Origin of the sequence: Bowmanella sp. JS7-9 (genome assembly GCF_004329715.1) — a bacterium.
GTDB classification, from domain to species: Bacteria; Pseudomonadota; Gammaproteobacteria; order Enterobacterales; family Alteromonadaceae; genus Pseudobowmanella; species Pseudobowmanella zhangzhouensis.
In genome coordinates, this window is record NZ_JXSY01000015.1 from 89305 (window position 1) to 110715 (window position 21411).

20 protein-coding genes are annotated in these 21411 nt (G+C 48.7%); 16 read left to right on the forward strand and 4 right to left on the reverse strand.

What is annotated here, in order from left to right; genetic code table 11:
- The first annotated feature begins 139 nt into the window (after positions 1-139).
- Positions 140-382 (forward strand): hypothetical protein, encoded by a 243-nt coding sequence (locus tag TK45_RS08725; protein WP_131258262.1) that lies wholly within the window; start codon positions 140-142, stop codon positions 380-382.
- Positions 383-462: 80 nt separating this feature from the next.
- On the opposite strand, the gene TK45_RS08730 is transcribed toward TK45_RS08725, so the two are convergent.
- The 3 genes from TK45_RS08730 to fadI all read right to left on the reverse strand — a co-directional run bounded on the left by TK45_RS08730 (position 463) and on the right by fadI (position 4231).
- Entirely contained in the window at positions 463-660 is a 198-nt protein-coding gene (locus TK45_RS08730) for a hypothetical protein (protein WP_131258263.1), read from the reverse strand.
- Positions 661-785: 125 nt separating this feature from the next.
- Positions 786-2909 (reverse strand): fatty acid oxidation complex subunit alpha FadJ, encoded by a 2124-nt coding sequence (gene fadJ / locus TK45_RS08735; protein WP_131258264.1) that lies wholly within the window; start codon positions 2907-2909, stop codon positions 786-788.
- Between the two features lie 11 nt (positions 2910-2920).
- On the reverse strand, positions 2921-4231 hold the full coding sequence (gene fadI, locus TK45_RS08740) for an acetyl-CoA C-acyltransferase FadI (RefSeq protein WP_131258265.1): 1311 nt from the start codon (positions 4229-4231) through the stop codon (positions 2921-2923).
- A gap of 217 nt (positions 4232-4448) precedes the next feature.
- On the opposite strand from fadI, the gene TK45_RS08745 reads away from it, so the two are divergent.
- From TK45_RS08745 to TK45_RS08780, 8 genes are read left to right on the forward strand one after another with little or no spacing between them, the layout of a single operon-like run.
- Entirely contained in the window at positions 4449-5405 is a 957-nt protein-coding gene (locus TK45_RS08745; protein ID WP_131258266.1) for a MoxR family ATPase, read from the forward strand.
- Between the two features lie 12 nt (positions 5406-5417).
- Complete coding sequence (locus TK45_RS08750; RefSeq protein ID WP_371414269.1) at positions 5418-6350, forward strand: DUF58 domain-containing protein; 933 nt, start codon at positions 5418-5420, stop codon at positions 6348-6350.
- Positions 6347-6820, forward strand: coding sequence for a DUF4381 domain-containing protein (locus tag TK45_RS08755; protein WP_131258267.1), 474 nt, complete (start codon positions 6347-6349; stop codon positions 6818-6820). The genes TK45_RS08750 and TK45_RS08755 overlap by 4 nt, the downstream gene beginning before the upstream one ends.
- The gene (locus TK45_RS08760; RefSeq protein WP_131258268.1) at positions 6813-7796 is read left to right on the forward strand and encodes a VWA domain-containing protein; all 984 of its coding nucleotides are present in this window, start codon (positions 6813-6815) and stop codon (positions 7794-7796) included. Before TK45_RS08755 ends, TK45_RS08760 begins: the two co-directional genes overlap by 8 nt.
- A complete protein-coding gene (locus TK45_RS08765; RefSeq protein WP_131258269.1) occupies positions 7793-9550 on the forward strand; it encodes a VWA domain-containing protein in 1758 nt (585 codons plus the stop codon). The genes TK45_RS08760 and TK45_RS08765 overlap by 4 nt, the downstream gene beginning before the upstream one ends.
- 2 nt (positions 9551-9552) lie before the next feature.
- On the forward strand, positions 9553-11268 hold the full coding sequence (locus TK45_RS08770; protein WP_131258270.1) for a BatD family protein: 1716 nt from the start codon (positions 9553-9555) through the stop codon (positions 11266-11268).
- 7 nt (positions 11269-11275) lie between these two features.
- Positions 11276-11833: a sigma-70 family RNA polymerase sigma factor gene (locus TK45_RS08775; RefSeq protein WP_131258271.1), complete on the forward strand. Its 558-nt coding sequence runs from the start codon at positions 11276-11278 to the stop codon at positions 11831-11833.
- Positions 11826-12524, forward strand: a complete 699-nt coding sequence (locus tag TK45_RS08780) for a DUF3379 family protein (RefSeq protein ID WP_131258272.1) — start codon at positions 11826-11828, stop codon at positions 12522-12524. The genes TK45_RS08775 and TK45_RS08780 overlap by 8 nt, the downstream gene beginning before the upstream one ends.
- Before the next feature lie 7 nt (positions 12525-12531).
- Here the strand turns inward: TK45_RS08780 and TK45_RS08785 are convergent, their stop codons facing one another.
- A complete protein-coding gene (locus tag TK45_RS08785) occupies positions 12532-12993 on the reverse strand; it encodes a GNAT family N-acetyltransferase (RefSeq protein ID WP_131258273.1) in 462 nt (153 codons plus the stop codon).
- Positions 12994-13053: 60 nt separating this feature from the next.
- On the opposite strand from TK45_RS08785, the gene putP reads away from it, so the two are divergent.
- From putP to TK45_RS08820, 7 genes are all read left to right on the forward strand, one after another.
- On the forward strand, positions 13054-14541 hold the full coding sequence (putP, locus tag TK45_RS08790) for a sodium/proline symporter PutP (protein ID WP_131258274.1): 1488 nt from the start codon (positions 13054-13056) through the stop codon (positions 14539-14541).
- 119 nt (positions 14542-14660) lie between these two features.
- Complete coding sequence (locus tag TK45_RS08795) at positions 14661-15887, forward strand: EAL and HDOD domain-containing protein (RefSeq protein ID WP_131258275.1); 1227 nt, start codon at positions 14661-14663, stop codon at positions 15885-15887.
- A 101-nt stretch (positions 15888-15988) separates the two neighbouring features.
- On the forward strand, positions 15989-16903 hold the full coding sequence (cysD, locus tag TK45_RS08800) for a sulfate adenylyltransferase subunit CysD (RefSeq protein WP_131258276.1): 915 nt from the start codon (positions 15989-15991) through the stop codon (positions 16901-16903).
- Positions 16903-17499: an adenylyl-sulfate kinase gene (cysC, locus tag TK45_RS08805; protein ID WP_131258277.1), complete on the forward strand. Its 597-nt coding sequence runs from the start codon at positions 16903-16905 to the stop codon at positions 17497-17499. Before cysD ends, cysC begins: the two co-directional genes overlap by 1 nt.
- Positions 17499-18260: a 3'(2'),5'-bisphosphate nucleotidase CysQ gene (gene cysQ, locus TK45_RS08810; RefSeq protein WP_131258278.1), complete on the forward strand. Its 762-nt coding sequence runs from the start codon at positions 17499-17501 to the stop codon at positions 18258-18260. The genes cysC and cysQ overlap by 1 nt, the downstream gene beginning before the upstream one ends.
- 2 nt (positions 18261-18262) lie before the next feature.
- Positions 18263-19669 (forward strand): sulfate adenylyltransferase subunit CysN, encoded by a 1407-nt coding sequence (cysN, locus tag TK45_RS08815; protein ID WP_131258279.1) that lies wholly within the window; start codon positions 18263-18265, stop codon positions 19667-19669.
- Between the two features lie 2 nt (positions 19670-19671).
- Positions 19672-21399 (forward strand): SLC13 family permease, encoded by a 1728-nt coding sequence (locus tag TK45_RS08820; RefSeq protein ID WP_131258280.1) that lies wholly within the window; start codon positions 19672-19674, stop codon positions 21397-21399.
- The last annotated feature ends 12 nt before the right edge of the window (positions 21400-21411 follow it).

Genomic DNA, 21411 nt, shown 5'->3' on the forward strand with positions numbered 1-21411 from the left:
ATTGACACACCCTCCCAGACCTTGTTTTTATTGATGTGCAGCCGACTTTAAAAGTTGGCACGACAATCGCATTCCTTTTAGCGAACAGGCAAAGACCTGATCACACACACACAAACAAGACGTTAAAAGGAACAATAAAATGTTAAGAGCATTAGTTATCGCAGCAGCGGTTGTAGCGTCAGCTCCGGCATTGGCGATATCAAAGCCTGGTGGTGTTATTCGCGTTGAGCAAAACATCTCTAAGCCTGGCGGTGTTATTCGTGCAGAACAAAACATCTCCAAACCTGGCGGTGTAATTCGTGCAGAACAAAACATCTCTAAGCCTGGCGGTGTTATTCGTGCAGAGCGCAACATTTCTAAACCAGGTGGCGTTATTCGCTAAGCGACTAATGTCTGCAGCACAGGCTGCATAAATGAAAAAAAAGCGCGATTAGCGCTTTTTTTGTGTCTGATAATTAGCGGTTATGCTCGCAGGAAAGCATTCTCAAAGCCAGCGACCCGTCGCCAGGCCATATGCTTTTGCATTTTGAATAATGGCAACAAAAATGGCCCACCTAATAAACCAGCAAGTGCCCAACGTTTCGGGGATAACGCATGTTTAAACGCCTGAACATAAAAATAAACAGCGCTGATTAAACTAATCAAAATGGCGATAAACATGGCGACTCCGACAACCTTCTGAAGTGAGAGCGCAGTATAGGTGGCGACGCATTTTTGACCAACGAATGAACAATAAAAAAGCGGCCTGCTGGCCGCTTTTTGTGTATGGCAGACTTGCCTGCTTGTTAATAGAAGGTTGCTTTTTCAGCTGCCATCTTCACCAGGACCTCTGCAGGCTTAAACTTGTCACCTAATACACCGGCATAATAATTTAAGCGCGCAACGACATGATCAATACCCAGGCTGTCCATATAACGGAAAGGTCCACCTAAGAATGGCGGGAAGCCGATGCCGAAGATAGCGCCAATATCTCCATCACGCGCATTGCGAATGACGCCCTCGTCCAGACACATGGCTGCTTCATTGAGCATTAACAACACACAACGCTCAGCAATTTGATCGTCGCTCAGTTGCTGTCTGGGCGAAATACCAAGCAAGGTGTAGACAGATTCGTCCACTGCTTTGCCCGGTTTTTTGCCATTGTAGTCATACAGGCCACTTTTGTTTTTCTTACCTTTGCGATCATCCTGCAGCAGTTTATCGAACGCATCTGGAGCAGTGAAACGCTCTCCCAAATCCGCGACCAGAATCGGACTGATCTTGGAGCCTACGTCAATACCCACCTCATCCAGAAGTTTCATCGGCCCAACCGGGAATCCAAAGTTAAGTAACGACTTATCGATATGCTCGATTGGCTCACCAGCCAGTAGGATGCATGCCGCTTCGTTCATGTATGGAGCCAGGATGCGGTTCACATAAAAACCGGCGCCGTCTTTGACTACAATTGGCGTCTTACCTTGTCTGCGTGCAAACGCAACAGTAGTAGAAATAGTTTGATCTGACGTGCCGCTATGGGCGATCACTTCTGCTAACGGCATTTTATCTACCGGTGAGAAATAATGCAGGCCAATTACGTTCTCCGGGCGCGCTGCTTGCGCAGCTATCTGGCCGATTGGAATTGACGAGGTGTTCGACGCGAAGATAGTTGTCTCTGCGCACTGACTCTCGATATCCGCCACCATTTGCTGTTTCAGTTTCAGATCTTCAAACACCGCCTCGACAACGATATCCGTATTTTTGAAGCCCGCATAATCGGTGCTACCGGTCAGCAATGCCATTTGCTTTTGCATCAGCGCTTTACTCATGATGCGACGCTTAACTCTTGGCATCAGCAAGTCAAAGCTGTACTTCATCGCGTTGGCGATACCCTCAGCTCGAATGTCTTTAATACGCGCAGGAATACCAGCCTTCGCGGTCACATAGGCGATACCGCCCCCCATCAAGCCACCACCCAGTACAGCTGCTTTGGCAACTTTGGCAGGCTCAACACCGTCGACGCCATGCTCTTTTTTCATTTCAGTGGTCGCGAAAAATATATTGCGTAACTGACGCGACTCCGGCGTCATTACCAGTTCACCGAAATATTTCGCTTCAGTCTTGTAACCCTTTGCCAAACTGATCGCACCGGCTTCCAGCACATCTAAAATGCGCTCTGGTGCCGGATAATTACCACGGGTTTTGCTCAGTGTTTGTTTGCGAGCCTGCTTAAATAAAACCTGACGCCCAAAGGGTGTGCGCTCAAGTAATTTGCCCACCAGGTTGAGTTTTGGTTGGCGTGGCGCAGGTTTACGTTTTAGCGCAAATTCAATCGCAACATCTAACAACACTGAATGCGGTACCACTTCGTCAACGATGCCGGCCTTTTTGGCTTGTTTCGGACGGAATTGTTTACCGGTCAGCATGGCTTGCATGCCCGCTTGTAACCCAATTAAACGCGGCAAACGCTGCGTACCGCCACTACCAGGTAACAACCCTAATTGCACTTCTGGCAAACCCATCACCGTTTTGTCGCTGTCGGTACACACGCGATAATGACAGCACATGGCGAGCTCTAAGCCACCACCTAACGCTGGGCCGTTGATCGCCGCTACCCACGTGACAGGCATATTCTCGATACGTTGCATGGTCGCCTGACCTTGCAGAGATAACTGCTCGGCCTCTTCCGCCGTGGTGCACTTATCCAGCATGCCGATATCAGCTCCAGCTACGAACGAGCTGGCTTTACCACTGATTAACACCACACCTTTGATGTTTTTGTTGCCTTCAATCTGATCCAGTACATGATTGATCTCATCCGCAAATTCAGCACGCAGGGTGTTCATGCTCTCACCAGGCACGTCCATGGTGACAACAGCCACACCGTTTTCGCGAACGTCTAGCGTGAACGCACTATTTTTCTCGTTTGTCATATGCGTGTTCCTTATTCAGTTTCAACGATCATGGCAGCACCTAAACCACCCGCAGCACAGGCAGTCAACAGACCCGTACCACCACCACGACGATTAAGCTCATTCAGCATCTGGGTAATCATACGTGTACCGGTCGCCGCAAATGGGTGACCATAGGCAATGGAGCTGCCCATCACATTGAATTTATCCATATCAATTTCACCCGTAGCTTTGTCGCGTCCTAACTTCTCTTTGGCAAACTTGTCGCTGGCGAACATTTTAACGTTTGCCAGAGTTTGCGCTGCGAACGCTTCGTGCATTTCGATGAGGGTTAAATCATTGAGCGTCATGCCTGCACGATCCAGCGCAATCGGCGTCGCGTAGGACGGGCCCATTAACATGTCTTCCCACACATCAATCGCTGCAAATGCATAGCTTTTGATGTAACCCAAAGGTTGGTAGCCCAGCGCCTTCGCGCGGCTTTCCGTCATCATTAATACCGCCGACGCACCATCGGTTAGTGGTGTCGCGTTTGCTGCGGTAACCGAGCCGTATTTGCGGTCAAATACCGGCCGTAATTTCGCGTAGCTTTCCAGCTTAGAGTCAAAACGCACGTTATTGTCACGTTCCAGCGCGCCTTTGTAGGGCTCTGCATAGGCTGTCATCACTTCACCGGCCAATTTGCCTTCTTCCCAGCTTTGCGCCGCCAGAGTATGTGAGCGGTGGGCTAATGCATCCTGATCAGCGCGAGCAATTTGGTGGGTTTTCGCCATTTGCTCAGCGGTTTGTCCCATAGACAGACCAGTAGAATATTCCGCCACGGCAGGTGGTACTGGCAATAAATCTTTCAAACCCAGCTTACGCAGAACAGCCCATTTTTGTCCTAACGTTTTAGTTTTTTGCAGATCCACCAGGGCACGAGCCAGATTTTTTGATACACCAATTGGCGAGACTGAAGTTGAATCCGCACCGCCGGCAATACCCACGTCGATGTTTCCTACCAACATAGATTCAGCAATGTTAACTGCGGCCTGAAAGCTGGTCGCGCATGCACGAGATACGCTGTATGCATCGGTATGCACGTTCATGCCGGTGCCTAACACGATTTCACGGGCGATATTTGGCGCTTCTGGCATTTGTACAACCTGGCCATAAACCAGTTGTTGGATATCAGAAGGGTTAACGTTATTCCGTACCAGTAACTCATTTACAACCATTTTGCCCAAATCAACCGCAGGCACGCCATGAAAATACGTGGCCATTTTGGCAAAAGGGGTACGCAGACCGGCAACAACCGCAATGCGATCGCCATTACGGGTTGTCAGGTTTTGTTTGCTCGACATAGGCTATCCTAATAGTGGTCAGACCTGTTAAAAGTTGTCCGATTTTACAAGTTCAGCGGCAAAAGTCCAAGTTTAGTCAATCTCAGCGCTAAACTATCGTTGCTAAACAGTTTTTCAGAATTTGTAACATTGTTTTTGTTGCGTTGAACCTTATATTGCTTAGGGTGTCAGCATTACACCCATTTGGGCATTCATTTTCGCGAAGTAACTAAACATTATGGCAGCACAATCTTTTCAACAACTTCTTGAGTACCTGGATAGCCAGGTCGTTGGTCAGCAGGCACTGACCCGCAATCTTCTTATCGCCCTGTTAGCAGACGGCCACCTGCTGGTTGAAGGCCCTCCTGGTCTGGCAAAAACACGCGCCGTTAATGCACTGGCCCAAGGCATCGAAGGTGATTTTCATCGGGTTCAGTTCACCCCTGACCTGCTTCCGGCGGATCTCACCGGCACTGATATTTATCGTCCTGAAGATGGCAGCTTTCAATTTCAATCTGGACCACTGTTTCACAACCTGATTCTGGCTGACGAGATTAACCGCGCGCCGGCTAAAGTGCAGTCCGCGTTGCTGGAAGCGATGGCGGAGCGTCAAATCACCGTTGGCAATAAAACCTATAAGTTGCCTGATTTGTTTCTGGTTATGGCAACACAAAACCCTATCGAACAGGAAGGTACGTATCCGCTGCCTGAAGCGCAACTGGACCGATTCCTGATGCATCTGGAAATTGCCTATCCAGGGGCGGAAACCGAACGTGAAATTTTGCGCCTGACCCGTGACGAAGCGCTGCATAAACCAAGTATTAAACCTGTACGTCTTACTCAGCAGGACTTATTCCGGGCTCGCGAAGATATTCTGAATATTCATCTGGCAGACTCGCTGGAAGAATATCTGGTGCAACTGGTTATCGCGACCCGTCAACCACAGGCATATGATGCCCAATTGGCGCGCTGGATTGAATTTGGTGCCAGCCCCCGTGCCACCATTGCGCTGGATCGTTGCGCACGTGCCCACGCATGGCTACATGGTCGCGATTTTGTCAGCCCGGATGATATTCAGGCGGTTTTCCATAACGTGTTGCGCCACCGCTTATTACTGAGTTACGAAGCCGAAGCGGAAGGGGTCAATGCTAATCATGTACTGGACAGTATTTTAAATCTGGTACCTGTGCCGTAGGAGCGTTAGGTGTTGTTTCAACCTGAACAATGGTTGCGAGAATTGGGGGCGACTGGCGCATCACTAGGGATCCGCGAACTGCTATATTACCGCAACAAAACCATGTACCTGGATTTAACGCCGAAGAAAGCCATTCATGCCAAAATGGCGGGGACCTACCTTGCCAGGAGCAAGGGCCGCGGTATGGAGTTTGACGAAGCCCGTCATTACCAACCGGGCGACGATATTCGTAGTATCGACTGGCGCGTGACTGCCCGTACCGGAAAAACTCATACAAAGCTTTATCGGGAAGAGAAAGAACGTCCGGTATTTGTCTTAGTTGATCTATCAAGCAGCATGTATTTCGGTACCCGCTTATTGTTTAAATCGGTGCAGGCAGCGCATCTAGCGGCACTCATTGCCTGGAGCGCACAAAAGCGTGGCGATCGCATCGGCGGATTGATTTTCAACCAACAACAGCATCGTGAATATAAGCCCTTTACCCGTGCAAAAGCGGTTCTTACCCTTTTGGGAGGTATCGAACAGCATCACCAGCCTGATGGCACACATGGTCATATGCATCTTACCGATGCCTGCGCGCGCCTGCGACGTCTGGCACATCCGGGTTCCAAGATTTTTATCATTAGTGACTTTTTACAACTGGATGACGCCAGTGTCAGACATATTCACCATTTAACCCGACATTGTGAGGTGACCGCTTGCGTGATCAGCGATCCCTTTGAGCACCAGTTACCTGACGTTTCCGTGCCGCAACAATTGGCCATTACTGATGGCGATATCCAGCAAAAACTCTGGTTAGGCGACAAAGATGCCGCTAAGTCATATCAGCAAAATCATGCACGCATGTATGCCAGTATCGAGCAACAACTTCAGCAAGCAAAAGCAAGTATTATGGCAATTGATGCTGCCCTGCCCCTCACCATGCAGTTAGGCCAGCCACGATGAATCCGTTACAAAATCTGAAAGACATTCACCTCAGTGAACCTGTTTCATGGTGGCCACCCGCCTGGGGATGGTGGCTAGTTAGCATTTTCGCAATACTCGCCATTACGATTGCCTTACGCTTTTTTATCCGCACATGGCGACAGCGCGCAGCACTTCGACAAGCGAAAGCAGAATTTGCGGCGCTGTCACCAGAACTTGCCGACTATCCGCAGCAGGTTAACCGCCTGCTGAAACGAGTGATGATGTGTTATCGGCCTGCAGAGAAAATAGCGTCTTTGCATGGCGATGCATGGACGCAGGCCTTAAGTGAAGTGTTACCAAAAACCAAACGTGATGAATTCACGAATATCTGGCAGCGGGTGCAAAATAATTTATACCAGCCAGTGCACGTTGGGGAGCGCCATCTCATTACACAGGCGGTAACGCACTGGCTAAACAATGTACGAATTTCCGGGAGGCAGGATGTTTGAGTTTGCCTGGATTTGGGTGTGGATAATCGCACCACTGCCCTACCTGTTCTGGCGTATGCCCAGAAAAGAACGTGAGCAGGGGCTTGCCTTGCGCGTTCCCTCTTTGTCGCACTTTGAATCAGGTAGCCAAACTGCGGGAAAACATTGGATCCGATTATTGCTGTTATGCGTGATCTGGTTATTGCTGGTTGGCGCTGCTGCCCGTCCGCAATGGCTCGGCGAACCCATGGCGATTCCCTCCGAAGGTCGGGATCTTATGCTGGCAGTGGACCTATCCGGTTCCATGAAAAATCAGGATATGACGGTAAATGGCCGACGAGTCGACCGGCTGCAAATGATCAAGTCGGTTTTGGATGACTTTATCGCACGCCGGGTGGGCGACCGATTGGGACTCATACTGTTTGCCGATACGGCGTATTTGCAGGCACCATTGACCTATGATCGGGATACGGTCGCGCAACTTCTTGACGAATCCGTGATTGGATTGGTTGGTGAGCAAACTGCAATTGGCGATGCCATTGGCCTTGCCGTCAAACGCTTCGAAGAAAAGAAACAATCCAATAAAGTGCTGATATTGCTTACCGATGGTCAAAATACGGCTGGCAATATCACGCCTGAGCAGGCCACAGAATTAGCCATGGCAAAGTCAGTTACGGTTTATACCATCGGCGTGGGTAGTGGTCAGGGTGACAGCATGGGATTTTCGATGTTTTTTAATAATGCCAAAGAGCTGGACGAAGCGTCATTAACGCGTATTGCCGAACAAACAGGCGGCCGCTACTTTCGAGCCAAGGATACCCAATCGCTGGAGGCCATTTATGAGAAGCTTGATGAGCTGGAACCTATAGAACGTGAAAGCAGAAAAATGCGCCCACTCACCGCACTGTTCTTTTATCCACTTAGTCTCGCCCTGCTTCTATCAGTATTACTGGCTGCGTCCCCTTTAATTAATCGTTTCGTAAGGGGTAACGCATGATCGACTGGGCAAATTTCCATTTTCTTCGCCCTGACTGGTTTTGGGCGTTACTTCCGCTAAGCGTCCTGCTGGTAGCCATGCATTATGTGCAGACCAAAAAAAGCGGCTGGCATAGCCTGATTGCTGCGCATCTGAGTCAAAATTTGCTTGAAGGAAAAATTGCCGCCGCGTCCAGTTCATACCGGTGGTTGCTTGCTATTGGCTGGTTACTGGCTGTCAGTGCGCTGGCAGGACCAAGTTGGCAACGCTTGCCCCAACCTGTCTATCAGTTGCACACCGGCAAAGTGTTGGTGATGGACATGTCACTGTCGATGCGTGCCACCGATATCAAACCTGATCGACTTACCCGTGCCCGTTACAAAGCGATTGATTTAATTAATCAAAGTGCCGAGGGAGAAATGGGGCTGGTTGCGTATGCCGGCGACGGCTTTGTGATTAGTCCGCTCAGTACTGACGCCCTGAACCTGACCACCCTGATTCCGGCATTAGAGCCGGAAATTATGCCCGTGCTCGGCAGTGACCCTATGGCTGGCTTACAGGCTGCCAGTGAGCTGCTTTCCAGTGCGGGTTATCAACAGGGGGACATTTTTTGGATCACCGATGGTATTGATAACGATCAGGTTGCAGAGCTTAGGGCATACCTTAATGGCATCCCTTATCGCATGTCGGTGTTGTTGGTCGGTACGGAGCAAGGCGCGCCTGTCACCTTAAAAAATGGTCAGTTTCTGAAAGATCGGCGTGGCGACATCGTGGTACCGAAGAGTTTTGACCACCAGCTAAAAAGCCTGGCTGCCCAAACCGGAGGGGTACTGGTGCATATGCAAGCCGATGCAAGCGATATTGACTATATCACCCGCCAAACTCTGGTAGAGCGGGACACAAACGATGAGCAGCAAGACGACAATCAGGGCGATCAGTGGCAAGAAGCAGGTCCTTGGTTGTTACTGCCGATACTTCTGTTCGCCGCAGCTAGTTTTCGGCGCGGCTGGTTGTTGTCTGTGGTTGGGGCGCTGGTGCTGACTCAACCAACCAAACCTGTATACGCCAGTGATATTGCCTCGGCCTGGCACACTCGCGACCAATTAGCGCAACAGGCCTTCGAGCAAGGCGAGTTCAAACAAGCTGCTGCCTTGTTTGAAAATCCCATGTGGCGTGGTATCGCGGCCTATAAGGCAGAAGATTACGAAACGGCGGCGCAAGCATTCAGCCAGGCCAGTGGCATAGAGGCGCAATACAATTTAGCCAATTCGTTGGCGCAACTGGGTCAGCTGGATGACGCCATTGCCCTGTATGACGCAGTGCTTGGACAACAACCCCAACATAGCGACGCGCAAGCCAATAAGGCTCTGCTTGAAAACCTCAAAAAACAACAAGAAGAGCAACAAAAACAACAAGAAGAGCAAGCGCAGCAGAATGAACAGCAGCAACAGGACTCACAACAGCAAAACGATGAGCAAGAGTCTGAGCAAAATCAGCAACAAAGCGAGCAGCAACAAAGTGAATCTGATGCATCCGAACAAGAGCAACAGCAGGAAGAGCAGCAAAGCGAGCAGCAAGCGCAGGAAAGTGATGCACAGGAGCAACAGGAGCGCTCTGCTGAAGAGTCATCCGCGCTTGAACAACAGATGCAATTGGAAAACCTGTTAAATAAAGTACCGGATGACCCATCCTATTTATTAAAACGCAAGATGTTACTGGAATATCAGCAGCGACGCAGAACACAAACGCTGTCACCAGCCGAGGAGAATTGGTAAGTATGAAACATTGGTTTGTCGCTATGCAGTTTTTAGCCTTGCTGACCTTCAGTTCTTTAAGTACTGCCAGCGAACTGCGCGCGGTAGTCGATAAAAATCGTATCGCTGAAGATGAATCTGTTGTCCTGCAAGTCGTGTTAGAAGATGATCCCGGTAATGATGTGCTGGACACCTCCCCATTACTGAAAGACTTCATTGTTGGACAGACGCAGGTTAGTCGCAGGACAGAAATGATAAATTGGAACACGCGTCAGTTTACCCAGTGGACAACGGTAATTTACCCACGCACAACTGGCAAGATCACCATCCCGTCACTTTCGGTTGGCAGTTATAAAAGCGATCCCATAACACTTGACGTTGTGCCTCTTGGCCAGATTCAGCAACGCCGGGACTTATTCCTGACCACCGAAGTCGACACCAGCAGTGTCTATGTACAACAACAAATCCGTTACACGGCAAAATTGTATATCGCCACAGCGGTACAGCGTGGTGGGTTAACCCCACCAACCATGCCAGATGCATCGGTTGAAATGATTGGCAAAGAGCGTGAATACAGTGATTACGTGGATGGCCAGCGTTACCGTATTATTGAATACACCTTTGCCATCACCCCTCAAAAAAGTGGCAGCTATTCCATTCGCGGTCCGGTCTTCGATGCTGAAGTGATTGACAATCAATCGGGTGGCTCGGGTTTATTCCGCAATACCAAGCGGGTCAGCCGCGTCGGTCCTGGTATAGACGTGCAAGTCAACGCGATCCCAGCATCTTATAGTCAGCATTGGCTGCCCAGCGAATATGTCGCATTGTCTGAAAAGTGGTCTGCAGAACCCACAGAATTTCGTGTTGGTGTGCCTATTACCCGGGAAATGATCCTGTCGGCTGTCGACGTGTCCCCAGAGCAATTGCCGGGAATCAATGCCATGTTCCCACCGAGTATGAAAACCTATCCGGATCAGGGCAAAACCGGCAGTGTCGAAAAAGATGGTAATTTACTGGCACAGCGCAGTGAATCAGTGGCCATCATCCCTGACACACCGGGGCTAACCGTGTTACCCGAGGTCAGTATTCCCTGGTTTAACGTCGTTACCGGTGAGACTGAATATGCCATATTGCCGTCACGCAGTATCAACGTATTACCCGCACTGAATGCGGCACAAACTAATTTGCCACCGGCAATATCTGATACACCTGAGTCGCCCGTTGCCAGTGAGAAACCTGATACGGCGGAACCACAACCCACAGCACTGCAATCCAGCGATGCACTACCCGCCACATCGGTCTGGTGGTCGCCTAGTAGCTGGATTTTACTGCTAGTCTGGCTGTTGACGTTAACCTTATGGTGGAATCATTCTCGCCGAGGTTTAGGTGCTAAGCAGGAAAGTGCTAATTCCCAAGCCATACCGACCATCAGCAGCGCAGAAATTAAAACGCGCTTACACACTGCGCTTGTGCAGAATCAGGCAAACAAGGCCACAGTCTTGTTAAAGGACTATCTGGGAATGCTGACAGGCAACCGCTCACAAAGCATTAGCTCAAGCCTGATAAAGCTCGATGACGCGAAACTCAGTACGTTGGTCAATGAGATGTTGGCAAGTCAGTACGCTAACCAGCCCAGTGCTTGGCAAGGTCGACCTCTGGCAGAATATTTGGGCCAGTTAGCGAAGGCTCAGAGGACCTCACCACAGGCGAGTCTTAAGCCGCTTTACCCTGTAACGTAAAAAATTTATGTGGCCACGAAAGCAAACGCGAGATACACAGGTCTTATCCGGCATGATGATGAAACAACGACGTTTTGAAGCGCTGGTTGATGCCTTTCAGGCTGATCTGTATCGCTATGCTTACTGGCTATGCCACGATAAAACTGTGGCAGAAGACATCGTGCAGGAAACCTATCTGCGCGCGTGGAAAGCGCTGGACTCGCTACAGGATGAGCATGCCGCCAAATCCTGGTTGATTACCATTTTACGGCGTGAAAATGCCAGACGTTTCGAACGCAAACAATTTGATCTGGTAGATATTGATGACTTTGCTGTTGCCAGCGAGGACGGTAGTCCGGATACCGCCATCGAACAGCGTGAAATTCAGCGTCATATCAGCGCTCTGGCGTTGGAATATCGCGAACCATTAATCCTGCAATTGATTTTTGGCCTCAGTGGTGACGAGATCGCCACACAATTGCAACTGAACAAAAATACCGTAATGACCCGATTATTTCGCGCCCGAAATCAACTAAAAGACGCTTTGCAGCCCTATTCTCAACAGGGAGGCCAACAACATGGATGATTTGACATTCCGCCGGGCACTGATGAGCAGCCCGGATGAGTTGGATGAGGCTCTGCGCAAAGCGATTGCCGAGCAACCTGACAAAAAGCAACTGTGGCTGGAACACCAACGTTTAAACGAGAAACTGCGCAACGCAGTGTGCGTACCTGCGCCAGATGGCATGCGTGCACGCTTAATGCTGCGCCAAACCATGCAACAGCGTCATCGCAGTCGGCGACGCCAATATTGGGCAGTCGCAGCAAGTGTTGCGCTGGTTAGCCTATTTAGCCTGACCTATCTGCTTCCGGGCAACGTCAATCTTGGCGACCATGCTTTAGCGCATGTCTACCACGAAGGGACGGCACCTTTTCTAATCGATGAACAAGTAGGACTGAGTCAGGTTAATGCCAAACTTGCACAATTCAGTGGCCAGTTCACCGGTGACATTGGCAAGGTGTATTACGCTAACCTATGTGATTTTGACCGGATAAAAAGCCTGCATATGATCATTGATGGGCCGGATGGCAAAGTATCGGTTTTTGTTGTTCCGCATCAGGCCCAGCAGCAGGTACCAGCCTATTTCCACGATGCCCTATACACAGGCGAATCAAAAAATTTAGGCCATGCCAGTGTTGTGGTGGTGGGAAAATCCGCCGCAGCGGTAGAACAGGCTCTACAGCGGGTCAGCAATCAGTTGCAATTCAGCGCATGATACCTGCTTAATCCGCGCTATTAGAGCGAACCATATCGATGTGCATTATGCCGCCATCGTCGTAGGGCTCGCTTGACTGCGCGAAACCAAATTGTGCATAAAAAGCAGAAGCCTGAACCTGCGCGGACAGTTTAACCGCTGTAACGTCCTCGCAATCAGCCACTCGGCGCAGCGCGCTGTTTAGTAGTATTTTGCCATAGCCAAGGCCCCGCACGTCAGGGCTGAGCACGATACGTTGCAATTTGGCTGTTTGCGCGGTGATGAGCAAACGCAAATATCCACACAGCTGATTCTCCCGGAAAAGCAAAAGGTGCTGGCTGGATTCGTCGTGCCCATCAATATCTTCATATAAGCTCTGTTGTTCCAGCATAAACACGTCCTGACGCAATTTCAGTACGGCATACAAGGTCTGGCAACTCATCTGTTCAAAATCCAGCCATCTTAGTGTCGGTTCAGCATGGTTTTGCAATTGGTGTCTCCGGTAAATCCTGTTAGCATGGCGTGATAACAATAAAAACAAGGCTTTGCAATGCAAACGGGTCAAGTCATTTCACTTTCGCTGTATTTTTTATTGATGTTAGGGATCGGTCTCTACGCCTACCGACAAGCATCAAGCAATTTGTCAGGCTATATGCTGGGTGGGAGGTCATTAGGGCCAGCAGTCACCGCACTATCCGCAGGCGCTTCTGACATGAGTGGCTGGATCCTGATGGGATTGCCCGGCGCGTTATATGTCAGTGGACTGGTTAATGTTTGGATTGTCATTGGCTTACTGATTGGTGCCTATGTTAATTACCTGTTTCTGGCCCCGCGTCTGCGCGTTTATACCGAGGAGGCCGGCGATGCTATTACCCTACCCGACTACTTTGAGAATCGATTCAATGACTCGTCTCGTCTGCTGCGCATTTTGTCTTCATTGGTAATTATTATATTTTTTACACTTTACACATCTTCCGGCGTGGTCGCAGGTGGCAAGCTATTCGAGAGTGCATTTGGCCAAAGCTATGAATTGGGGTTATACCTGACAGCCGGGGTTGTCGTGCTCTATACCCTGTTTGGCGGATTTCTCGCGGTCAGCCTGACTGACTTTGTGCAAGGTTGCATTATGCTTATCGCACTGGTTTTAGTGCCGGTAGTGGCCTTTTCCGATATCGGCGGGATGCAGCCGCTTACGGATGTACTCAACCAACAATCTGAGGGTTTTTTGAATATATTCAATGGCGTCGGCGCTATGGCAATCATATCGGCCATGGCATGGGGTCTGGGCTATTTCGGTCAACCGCATATTATTGTGCGTTTTATGGCGATTCGTGATGTGAAAGCGCTCCCTGTCGCAAGACGTATTGGCATGAGCTGGATGTTGCTATCTGTATTGGGTGCACTAGCAACCGGATTAGTCGGCCTTGCTTACGTTAAACAACATGGAGCAGAGTTAGCCGATGCGGAAACCATATTTATCTATTTATCCGGCGTGCTATTTCATCCGTTAATCAGTGGCTTCTTACTCGCCGCGGTGCTCGCTGCCATTATGAGTACCATTTCATCTCAGCTACTGGTTACCTCTAGTTCATTAACCGAAGATATTTACAAAGCATTTTTCCACAAACACGCATCCGATAAAGAGTTAGTGCTGGCTGGCAGACTATCGGTAGTACTGGTTGCTTTGGTGGCCATTTTACTGGCTACCCGTCGTGATAGCAGTATCCTGCAATTGGTGAGCTATGCATGGGCAGGGTTTGGCGCAGCGTTTGGACCAGTAATTCTACTTAGCTTATTTTGGAAAGGCGTCAGTCGTGAAGGCACTTTTGCAGGCATGTTATCCGGGGCAGTGACGGTTTTATGGTGGAGTAACAGCACTTTACAGATTGATAATCAGTCTTTAAATACATGGTTGTATGCTATCGTGCCAGGATGTCTGGTGGCAGCTTTAGCAACGGTTTTAGTCAGTTGGGCTAAATCACCGTCAGAACAAGTATTGCAAGGATTTCAGCGTTTTAGTGAGTTACTGAAGCGGTAATCCAAACGTAGTATTTAGCCAAAGATGAGGATATGCTGATCATCTCGACAGACTTCGCAAAAATCAGCATTTTCTGAGCGACCAATTAGATAAGTAGTGGTAGAAATCACAAAGGAGCAATGATGTTTTTTGCTGCCCGTCAGCCCATTCTTCACGCCGACCAGACGTTATTTGCGTACGAATTATTATTTCGTGAGGGATTGGAAAACGTTTTTCCAGACATCGATGCTGAACAGGCCACCAGTCGTATGGTGGAAGGTCTGCAGTCTACTCTGGACTTGCCTCGATTAACTCAAGACAAGCCTGCCTTTATTAACTTTACTCACGACAGTTTGCTCAATGGCTATCCAATGATGCTTAGCCAGGATCAAATTGTGGTAGAAATTTTAGAGACCGCCCGCCCGACCCGGCGCCTGTTAGACTCAGTTAAAGAGTTAAAAGAACGTGGCTATCAGATCGCGTTAGACGACTACGAACACGATTCAGTATGGGCACATTTTTTTCCTTACATCGACATTATCAAGGTCGACGTAATGGTTACGGATGAAGATACGATTCGTCAGATCATTCATGACATTCGTCTGTTTCCGCAAATTAAGTTACTGGCAGAAAAAGTCGAAACTCATGATCAGTTTCAACGCATGATTTCTCTGGGATTTAGCTATTTTCAAGGGTATTTTTTCAGCCGCCCTGAGGTGATGCAATCAAAACGCCTTGACCACTCGAGCATGGCGCTTACCAACCTCGTTGTGCAATTATCTAAAAATTCCGTGGCAGTTGATGACGTTTTAAAGGTTTTTGAAGGTGATGCAAATTTGTCCTTCAAACTATTGCGTTATGTAAACTCACCGTTATTTCGACGTCGAAACGAAATCCAAACTATTCGCCAGGCCATCGTGGTATTGGGGGAGCAGGAACTAAAACGCTTTGTTTATTTGCTATTCAGCGCCTCCGTGGGCGAGAGTAAACCAGCAGAATTGAGCAACATGTCACTGGTGCGAGCTCGCTTCGGTGAATTGTTAATGTCTGCCAGAGCGATGGACAGTCAGGCAGAAAGCGCCTTTCTGGTCGGTTTATTGTCCACGCTGGATGCCATGTTGAATACGTCTATGGAAGAGTTATTGCAATCGCTGGCTTTAGTCGATGATATGAAAAATGCGTTGCTGCATGGTACTGGCATAATGGGCGAGAGCCTACAGTTAGTTCAGGCGTTGGAACAAGCCAACTGGACCAAGGTAATGAATATGGAACAACGTTTGGGGCTTGCCGATGAACTGGCCAAAAAACTCTATCTTGAGTCGCTGGAATGGGCTGCAGAACGCCAAAAGGCGAGCGCGGCGGTCTAATTACTTATAACTAATTCACATAATGAAGCATCTAAAAATAAAGATATCGAATTAAAAAAGTTGTAAATTATTCGCGTTTTTGAATGCTTTCGGGTACGGACATGACGATATCAAATAAAACGCTCACTCACCTTAAACAACTTGAAGCGGAAAGCATTCACATTTTCCGTGAAGTTGCCGCTGAGTTCGAAAATCCAGTGATGCTGTATTCAGTGGGTAAGGATTCATCGGTTTTACTGCATCTGGCGCGCAAAGCGTTTTATCCAGGCAAAATTCCTTTTCCACTATTGCACGTAGACACCACCTGGAAATTTGCGGAAATGATTCAGTTTCGCGATCAGATGGCAGAAAAATACGGGTTTGAATTGTTAGTGCATCAAAATCCCGATGGCATTGCCATGAAGGTGGGGCCATTTACTCACGGCAGTGCCAAGCACACCGATATTATGAAAACTCAGGCGCTTAAGCAGGCACTCAATCATTATAAATTTGATGCTGCATTTGGTGGTGCGCGTCGTGACGAAGAAAAATCCCGCGCCAAAGAACGTGTATATTCCTTCCGTGATGAAAACCATCGCTGGGACCCGAAAAATCAACGCCCGGAATTGTGGAATATCTACAACGCGCGGATTAACAAGGGTGAGAGCATCCGTGTATTCCCCATGTCCAACTGGACTGAATTAGATATCTGGCAATATATCTACCTGGAAAATATTGAAATCCCTTCATTGTATTTTGCCAAACCACGTCCGGTAGTGGAACGTGATGGCGTACTAATCATGGTCGATGATGACCGCATGCCACTCAAGCCGGATGAGCAGCCACAGATGCGCTCCGTTCGATTCCGTACTCTGGGATGTTACCCGCTGACCGGCGCCGTTGAGTCAACCGCCAGCACCTTGCCTGAGGTGATTCAGGAAATGTTGCTAACCAAAACCTCAGAACGTCAGGGCCGCGTTATCGATCACGATGAAACCGGTTCGATGGAAAAGAAAAAAATGGAAGGATATTTCTGATGAGCACCAATCTGACCTGGCACCAACATAAAATAGACAAAGCTGCACGCAGTCAAGCCAATGGCAACAGGCCTTTCGTCTTGTGGTTTACCGGCCTGAGCGGCTCTGGAAAGTCTACCATCGCCAACATTGTCGAACAAAAACTGCATGTAGCGGGCAAAAGCACCTATCTGCTGGATGGCGACAACATTCGCCACGGATTGTGTGGTGACCTGGGCTTTAGCGATAAAGATCGGGTGGAAAATATCCGTCGCATCGCGGAAGTGAGCAAGTTGTTTGTCGATGCTGGCGTCATCGTATTAACGGCTTTTATTTCCCCTTTTCGTGCTGACAGAAATGCGGCCAGACATATTCTCGCCGAAGGCGAATTTGTTGAAGTGTTTGTCGATACGCCCTTAGAAGAATGTGAGAAACGCGATCCTAAGGGCTTGTATAAGAAGGCTCGCAAAGGTGACATCCCCGATTTCACGGGCATTGGCTCGGCTTATGAAGCTCCTACCTCTCCGGAGATCCACCTGACCTGGAAAGGACAGAATGAAATCACCGCTGCAGACGAAGTCATCGCACAACTCAAAACGCTGGGGTATCTGGCCTAATGCAACGCAAAGATATTGAAGCAGTAATTGATATTGCCAGGCAAGCTGGTGAAGCGATTCTCGACATATACCAGCGTGATTTTGATGTAGAGACCAAACAGGATAGTAGCCCTCTGACCGAGGCGGATTTGGCATCCCATCAGGTGATCATAGATGGCTTGCAACGCATCAGTAACTTGCCAATATTATCGGAAGAAAGCGCCGAGATAAGCTGGCAAGAACGCCAACAGTGGGACAAGTTCTGGTTAATTGATCCCCTGGATGGCACCAAAGAATTCATCAAACGTAACGGTGAATTTACCGTTAACATCGCTCTGATAGATCAAGGTGAGCCGGTGTTTGGTGTCGTCTATGCGCCGGTATTGGATACGACCTACTGGGGAGCAAAAGAAATCGGTGCGTTTAAACAGTCAAATTTACAGACCCAGCCAATTCGCGTCACCAAGCACAAAGCAGGAGAAGTCTGGCAGGTTGTCGGTAGCCGCTCCCACCAGAGCCCGGAAATTAATGACTTTTTAACTGCGCTGGATGGTGACACTAATTTAGTCGCTATGGGCAGTTCGCTGAAATTGTGTCTGGTCGCGGATGGGACGGCCCATGTTTATCCGCGCTTAGGCCCGACCTGCGAATGGGACACGGCAGCCGCGCATGCCGTTGTTAGCGCAGCTGGCGGTATCGTTACTGAACATGGCTCTGGCCAATCACTCAAATATAACCAGAAAGAATCACTGCTTAACCCTTATTTTGTGGTGAGTGCCTAATTATGATGAATCAAAACGAATTATTACAATCAGATATCCTCGCTTATCTGGAACAGCACGAAAGAAAAGATCTGCTGCGTTTTCTGACCTGTGGCAGTGTCGACGATGGCAAGAGTACGTTGATCGGCAGGTTGTTGCATGATTCTAAAATGATTTACGAAGACCAGTTGGCGGCGATTACCCGAGATAGTAAAAAAGTGGGTACCACCGGCGAAAAAGTTGATTTAGCTTTGCTGGTTGATGGTCTGCAGTCAGAGCGCGAGCAAGGAATTACTATTGACGTGGCCTACCGCTATTTTTCCACTGACAAACGGAAATTTATTATCGCGGACACGCCCGGACACGAACAATATACCCGCAATATGGTGACCGGAGCCTCCACGTGCGATTTGGCTATCGTTATGGTCGATGCGCGAGCCGGGGTCAAAACCCAAACCAAACGTCACTCGTTCCTCGCATCCCTTCTCGGTATCAAACATGTCATCGTCGCCGTCAATAAGATGGATCTTATGGGCTTTAACCGCGATGTGTATGAAACGATCCGAAAAGACTACCTGCGTTTCGCAGCACAACTAAATATCCCGGATATCCATTTTGTGCCGATTTCGGCGCTGGATGGCGACAACGTGGTCAATCCCAGTGAACATACCCCCTGGTATAACGGCCCTACCCTGATGTCTTTGTTAGAAACCATAGAGATATCCAAAGACGCCAGCGATGTTTTCCGTTTCCCGGTGCAATATGTCAACCGTCCCAATCTGGATTTTCGTGGTTTCGCCGGCACAGTCGTATCAGGCAACATCCAACCAGGTGATGAGGTCATGGCACTGCCTTCAGGTAAAACCTCTAAAGTCAAAGCGATAGAAACGTTTGACGGGCAATTGCCACAAGCCATTACGCCTATGGCGATTACCATCACATTAGAAGATGAAATTGATATATCCCGTGGCGATATGCTGATCAGGCCTGAGCAAATGCCTTGGGTTGGTAATAACTTTAAAGCGCATATTGTATGGATGGCCGAAGAACCGATGCTGCCAAATAAGCAATACGATTTTAAGTTTGCCACCAAGCTGGTGCCTGGCAGCATCAATGATGTGAACTATCTGATAGACGTTAATACACTGGAACAAAGCAACGGTACGCATTTACAACTCAATGAAATCGCCGTATGTGATGTTAAATTCAACCATCCGGTTGTGTGTGATGCCTATACTGAAAACCGCAGTACCGGCGCGTTTATTGTTATCGACCGTCTTACCAATGGCACAGTCGGCGCTGGTATGGTGTTGTCACATAATCATGATCAGAATAAAACACAGCAGTTTTCTGACTTCGAGTTGGAATTCAATCAGCTGGTCCGGAAGCATTTCCCACATTGGCAGGCACTAGATATCTCCAAACTCTAATTATGAATCTATTGCAGATATACGTTGTTGCGGTTTTGCTAATCACCATCGGGGCGTTGATCCTTTCAGAGCGACGCCCCTCTTTTGTGTTTGCCCTCAGCACACTGGCGTTAATCCTGCCGGGGATCCTGTCACTTGAACAAGCGATTCAGCAAGTCAGTAATCTGGGTCTAATCACGCTCGTATTGTTATTGCTGGTAAGTATGGCGGTGGACAAGACCTCGCTGATAAAGGGACTTGCCCACAAACTCGCTAATCAGGATTATTCGAAAAGTTTTATTCGTATCGTGGCATTAGCCTTTTCAACCTCGGCATTTTTAAACAATACCGCTGTGGTTGCGACATTATTGGGACCGGTTAAGCAAAGCCAGCACTACGCCCCCTCAAAGCTGCTGATTCCGCTCTCTTATGCCGCCATTTTAGGCGGTACGTTAACTCTGATTGGTACATCAACCAACTTAATTGTCGATAGCTTTCTGATCCAACATGGACTGCCAGGCTTTTCATTTTGGGACTTTACCTTATATGGTGGCATTGCTGGCTTGAGCTGCTGTTTACTGATGTATTTTTTACGCAATCAGTTACCGGATATCCCGTTAAGCCGGGAAAATTATCAACAGTATTTTGTTGAAGCGGAAGTATTGGCCGACTCTACGTTGATTGGGCGCTCTATTGAGGAAAACGCCTTGCGTAATCTGCCAGAGCTTTATCTGGCAGAAATTATTCGCGGTGGTACGTTAATCAGCCCGGTAGCCCCCAATGAATTAATAGAAGCCGGTGACAAGCTCATTTTCACTGGTAATCTCAAACGCGTTGATACCTTACAACATATCCACGGCCTGCAACTGTTCGCGGAGAGTGATGGTTTGCTAAATAAAAACCTCACGGAAGTCGTTATTAGCAATCGTTCCAGATTGATTGGTAAAACCTTAAAGCAAATTGGTTTTCGCGCACTTTTCGATGCCGCAGTGGTCGCTATTAGACGCGATGGCGAAAAAGTGTCAGGTAAACACGGCGATATTCGCCTGACTGCCGGTGATTTTCTGGTACTCGCGACGGGGCCTGATTTTCATAGCCGCCATAACCTGATGAAAAACTTCTTTATCGTCAGCCAACATCGGTTTACCCGCAAACTCAGTAATCTCCAGGAATGGAGTACGCTGGGTGGCTTCTGCACTATCGTGCTTGCCAGTGCATTCGGATTTATCTCTTTAACCAGCGGTTTATTATGCCTGCTGATTGGATTGATATTTGTTGGTGTATTAAGCGGTGATGAACTCAAACGCAATCTACCCCTAAATCTGATTTTAGTGATAGTCGGCGCATTGTCGCTGGCCAAAGCATTGGAAAATACCGGAGTGATCACGCTGTTAACCGAGACGCTTTCTCCCGTCTTGCTGGAAACCTCCCCCTTTATCGCACTGGTCGCAATTTATCTGCTGACAGTGGTGATGACGGAACTAATGACCAACAATGCAGCAGCAGCACTGATGTTCCCGTTCGCGTTTGGCATCAGTCTGGCGATTGGCGCCCCCCTCATGCCATTTGCGCTGGCGGTCGCCTTTGCCGCCTCAGCCAGTTTCATTAGCCCCTATGGCTATCAAACCAATCTGTTGGTCTTTAGTGCGGGTAATTACCGGACAAAAGACTTTATCCGCTTCGGCGTGCCGATATCCCTGTTGTATTCAACAATCGTATTAGCCTTACTGAAGTGGCAATTTAATTTATAAAAAAACCGGCAG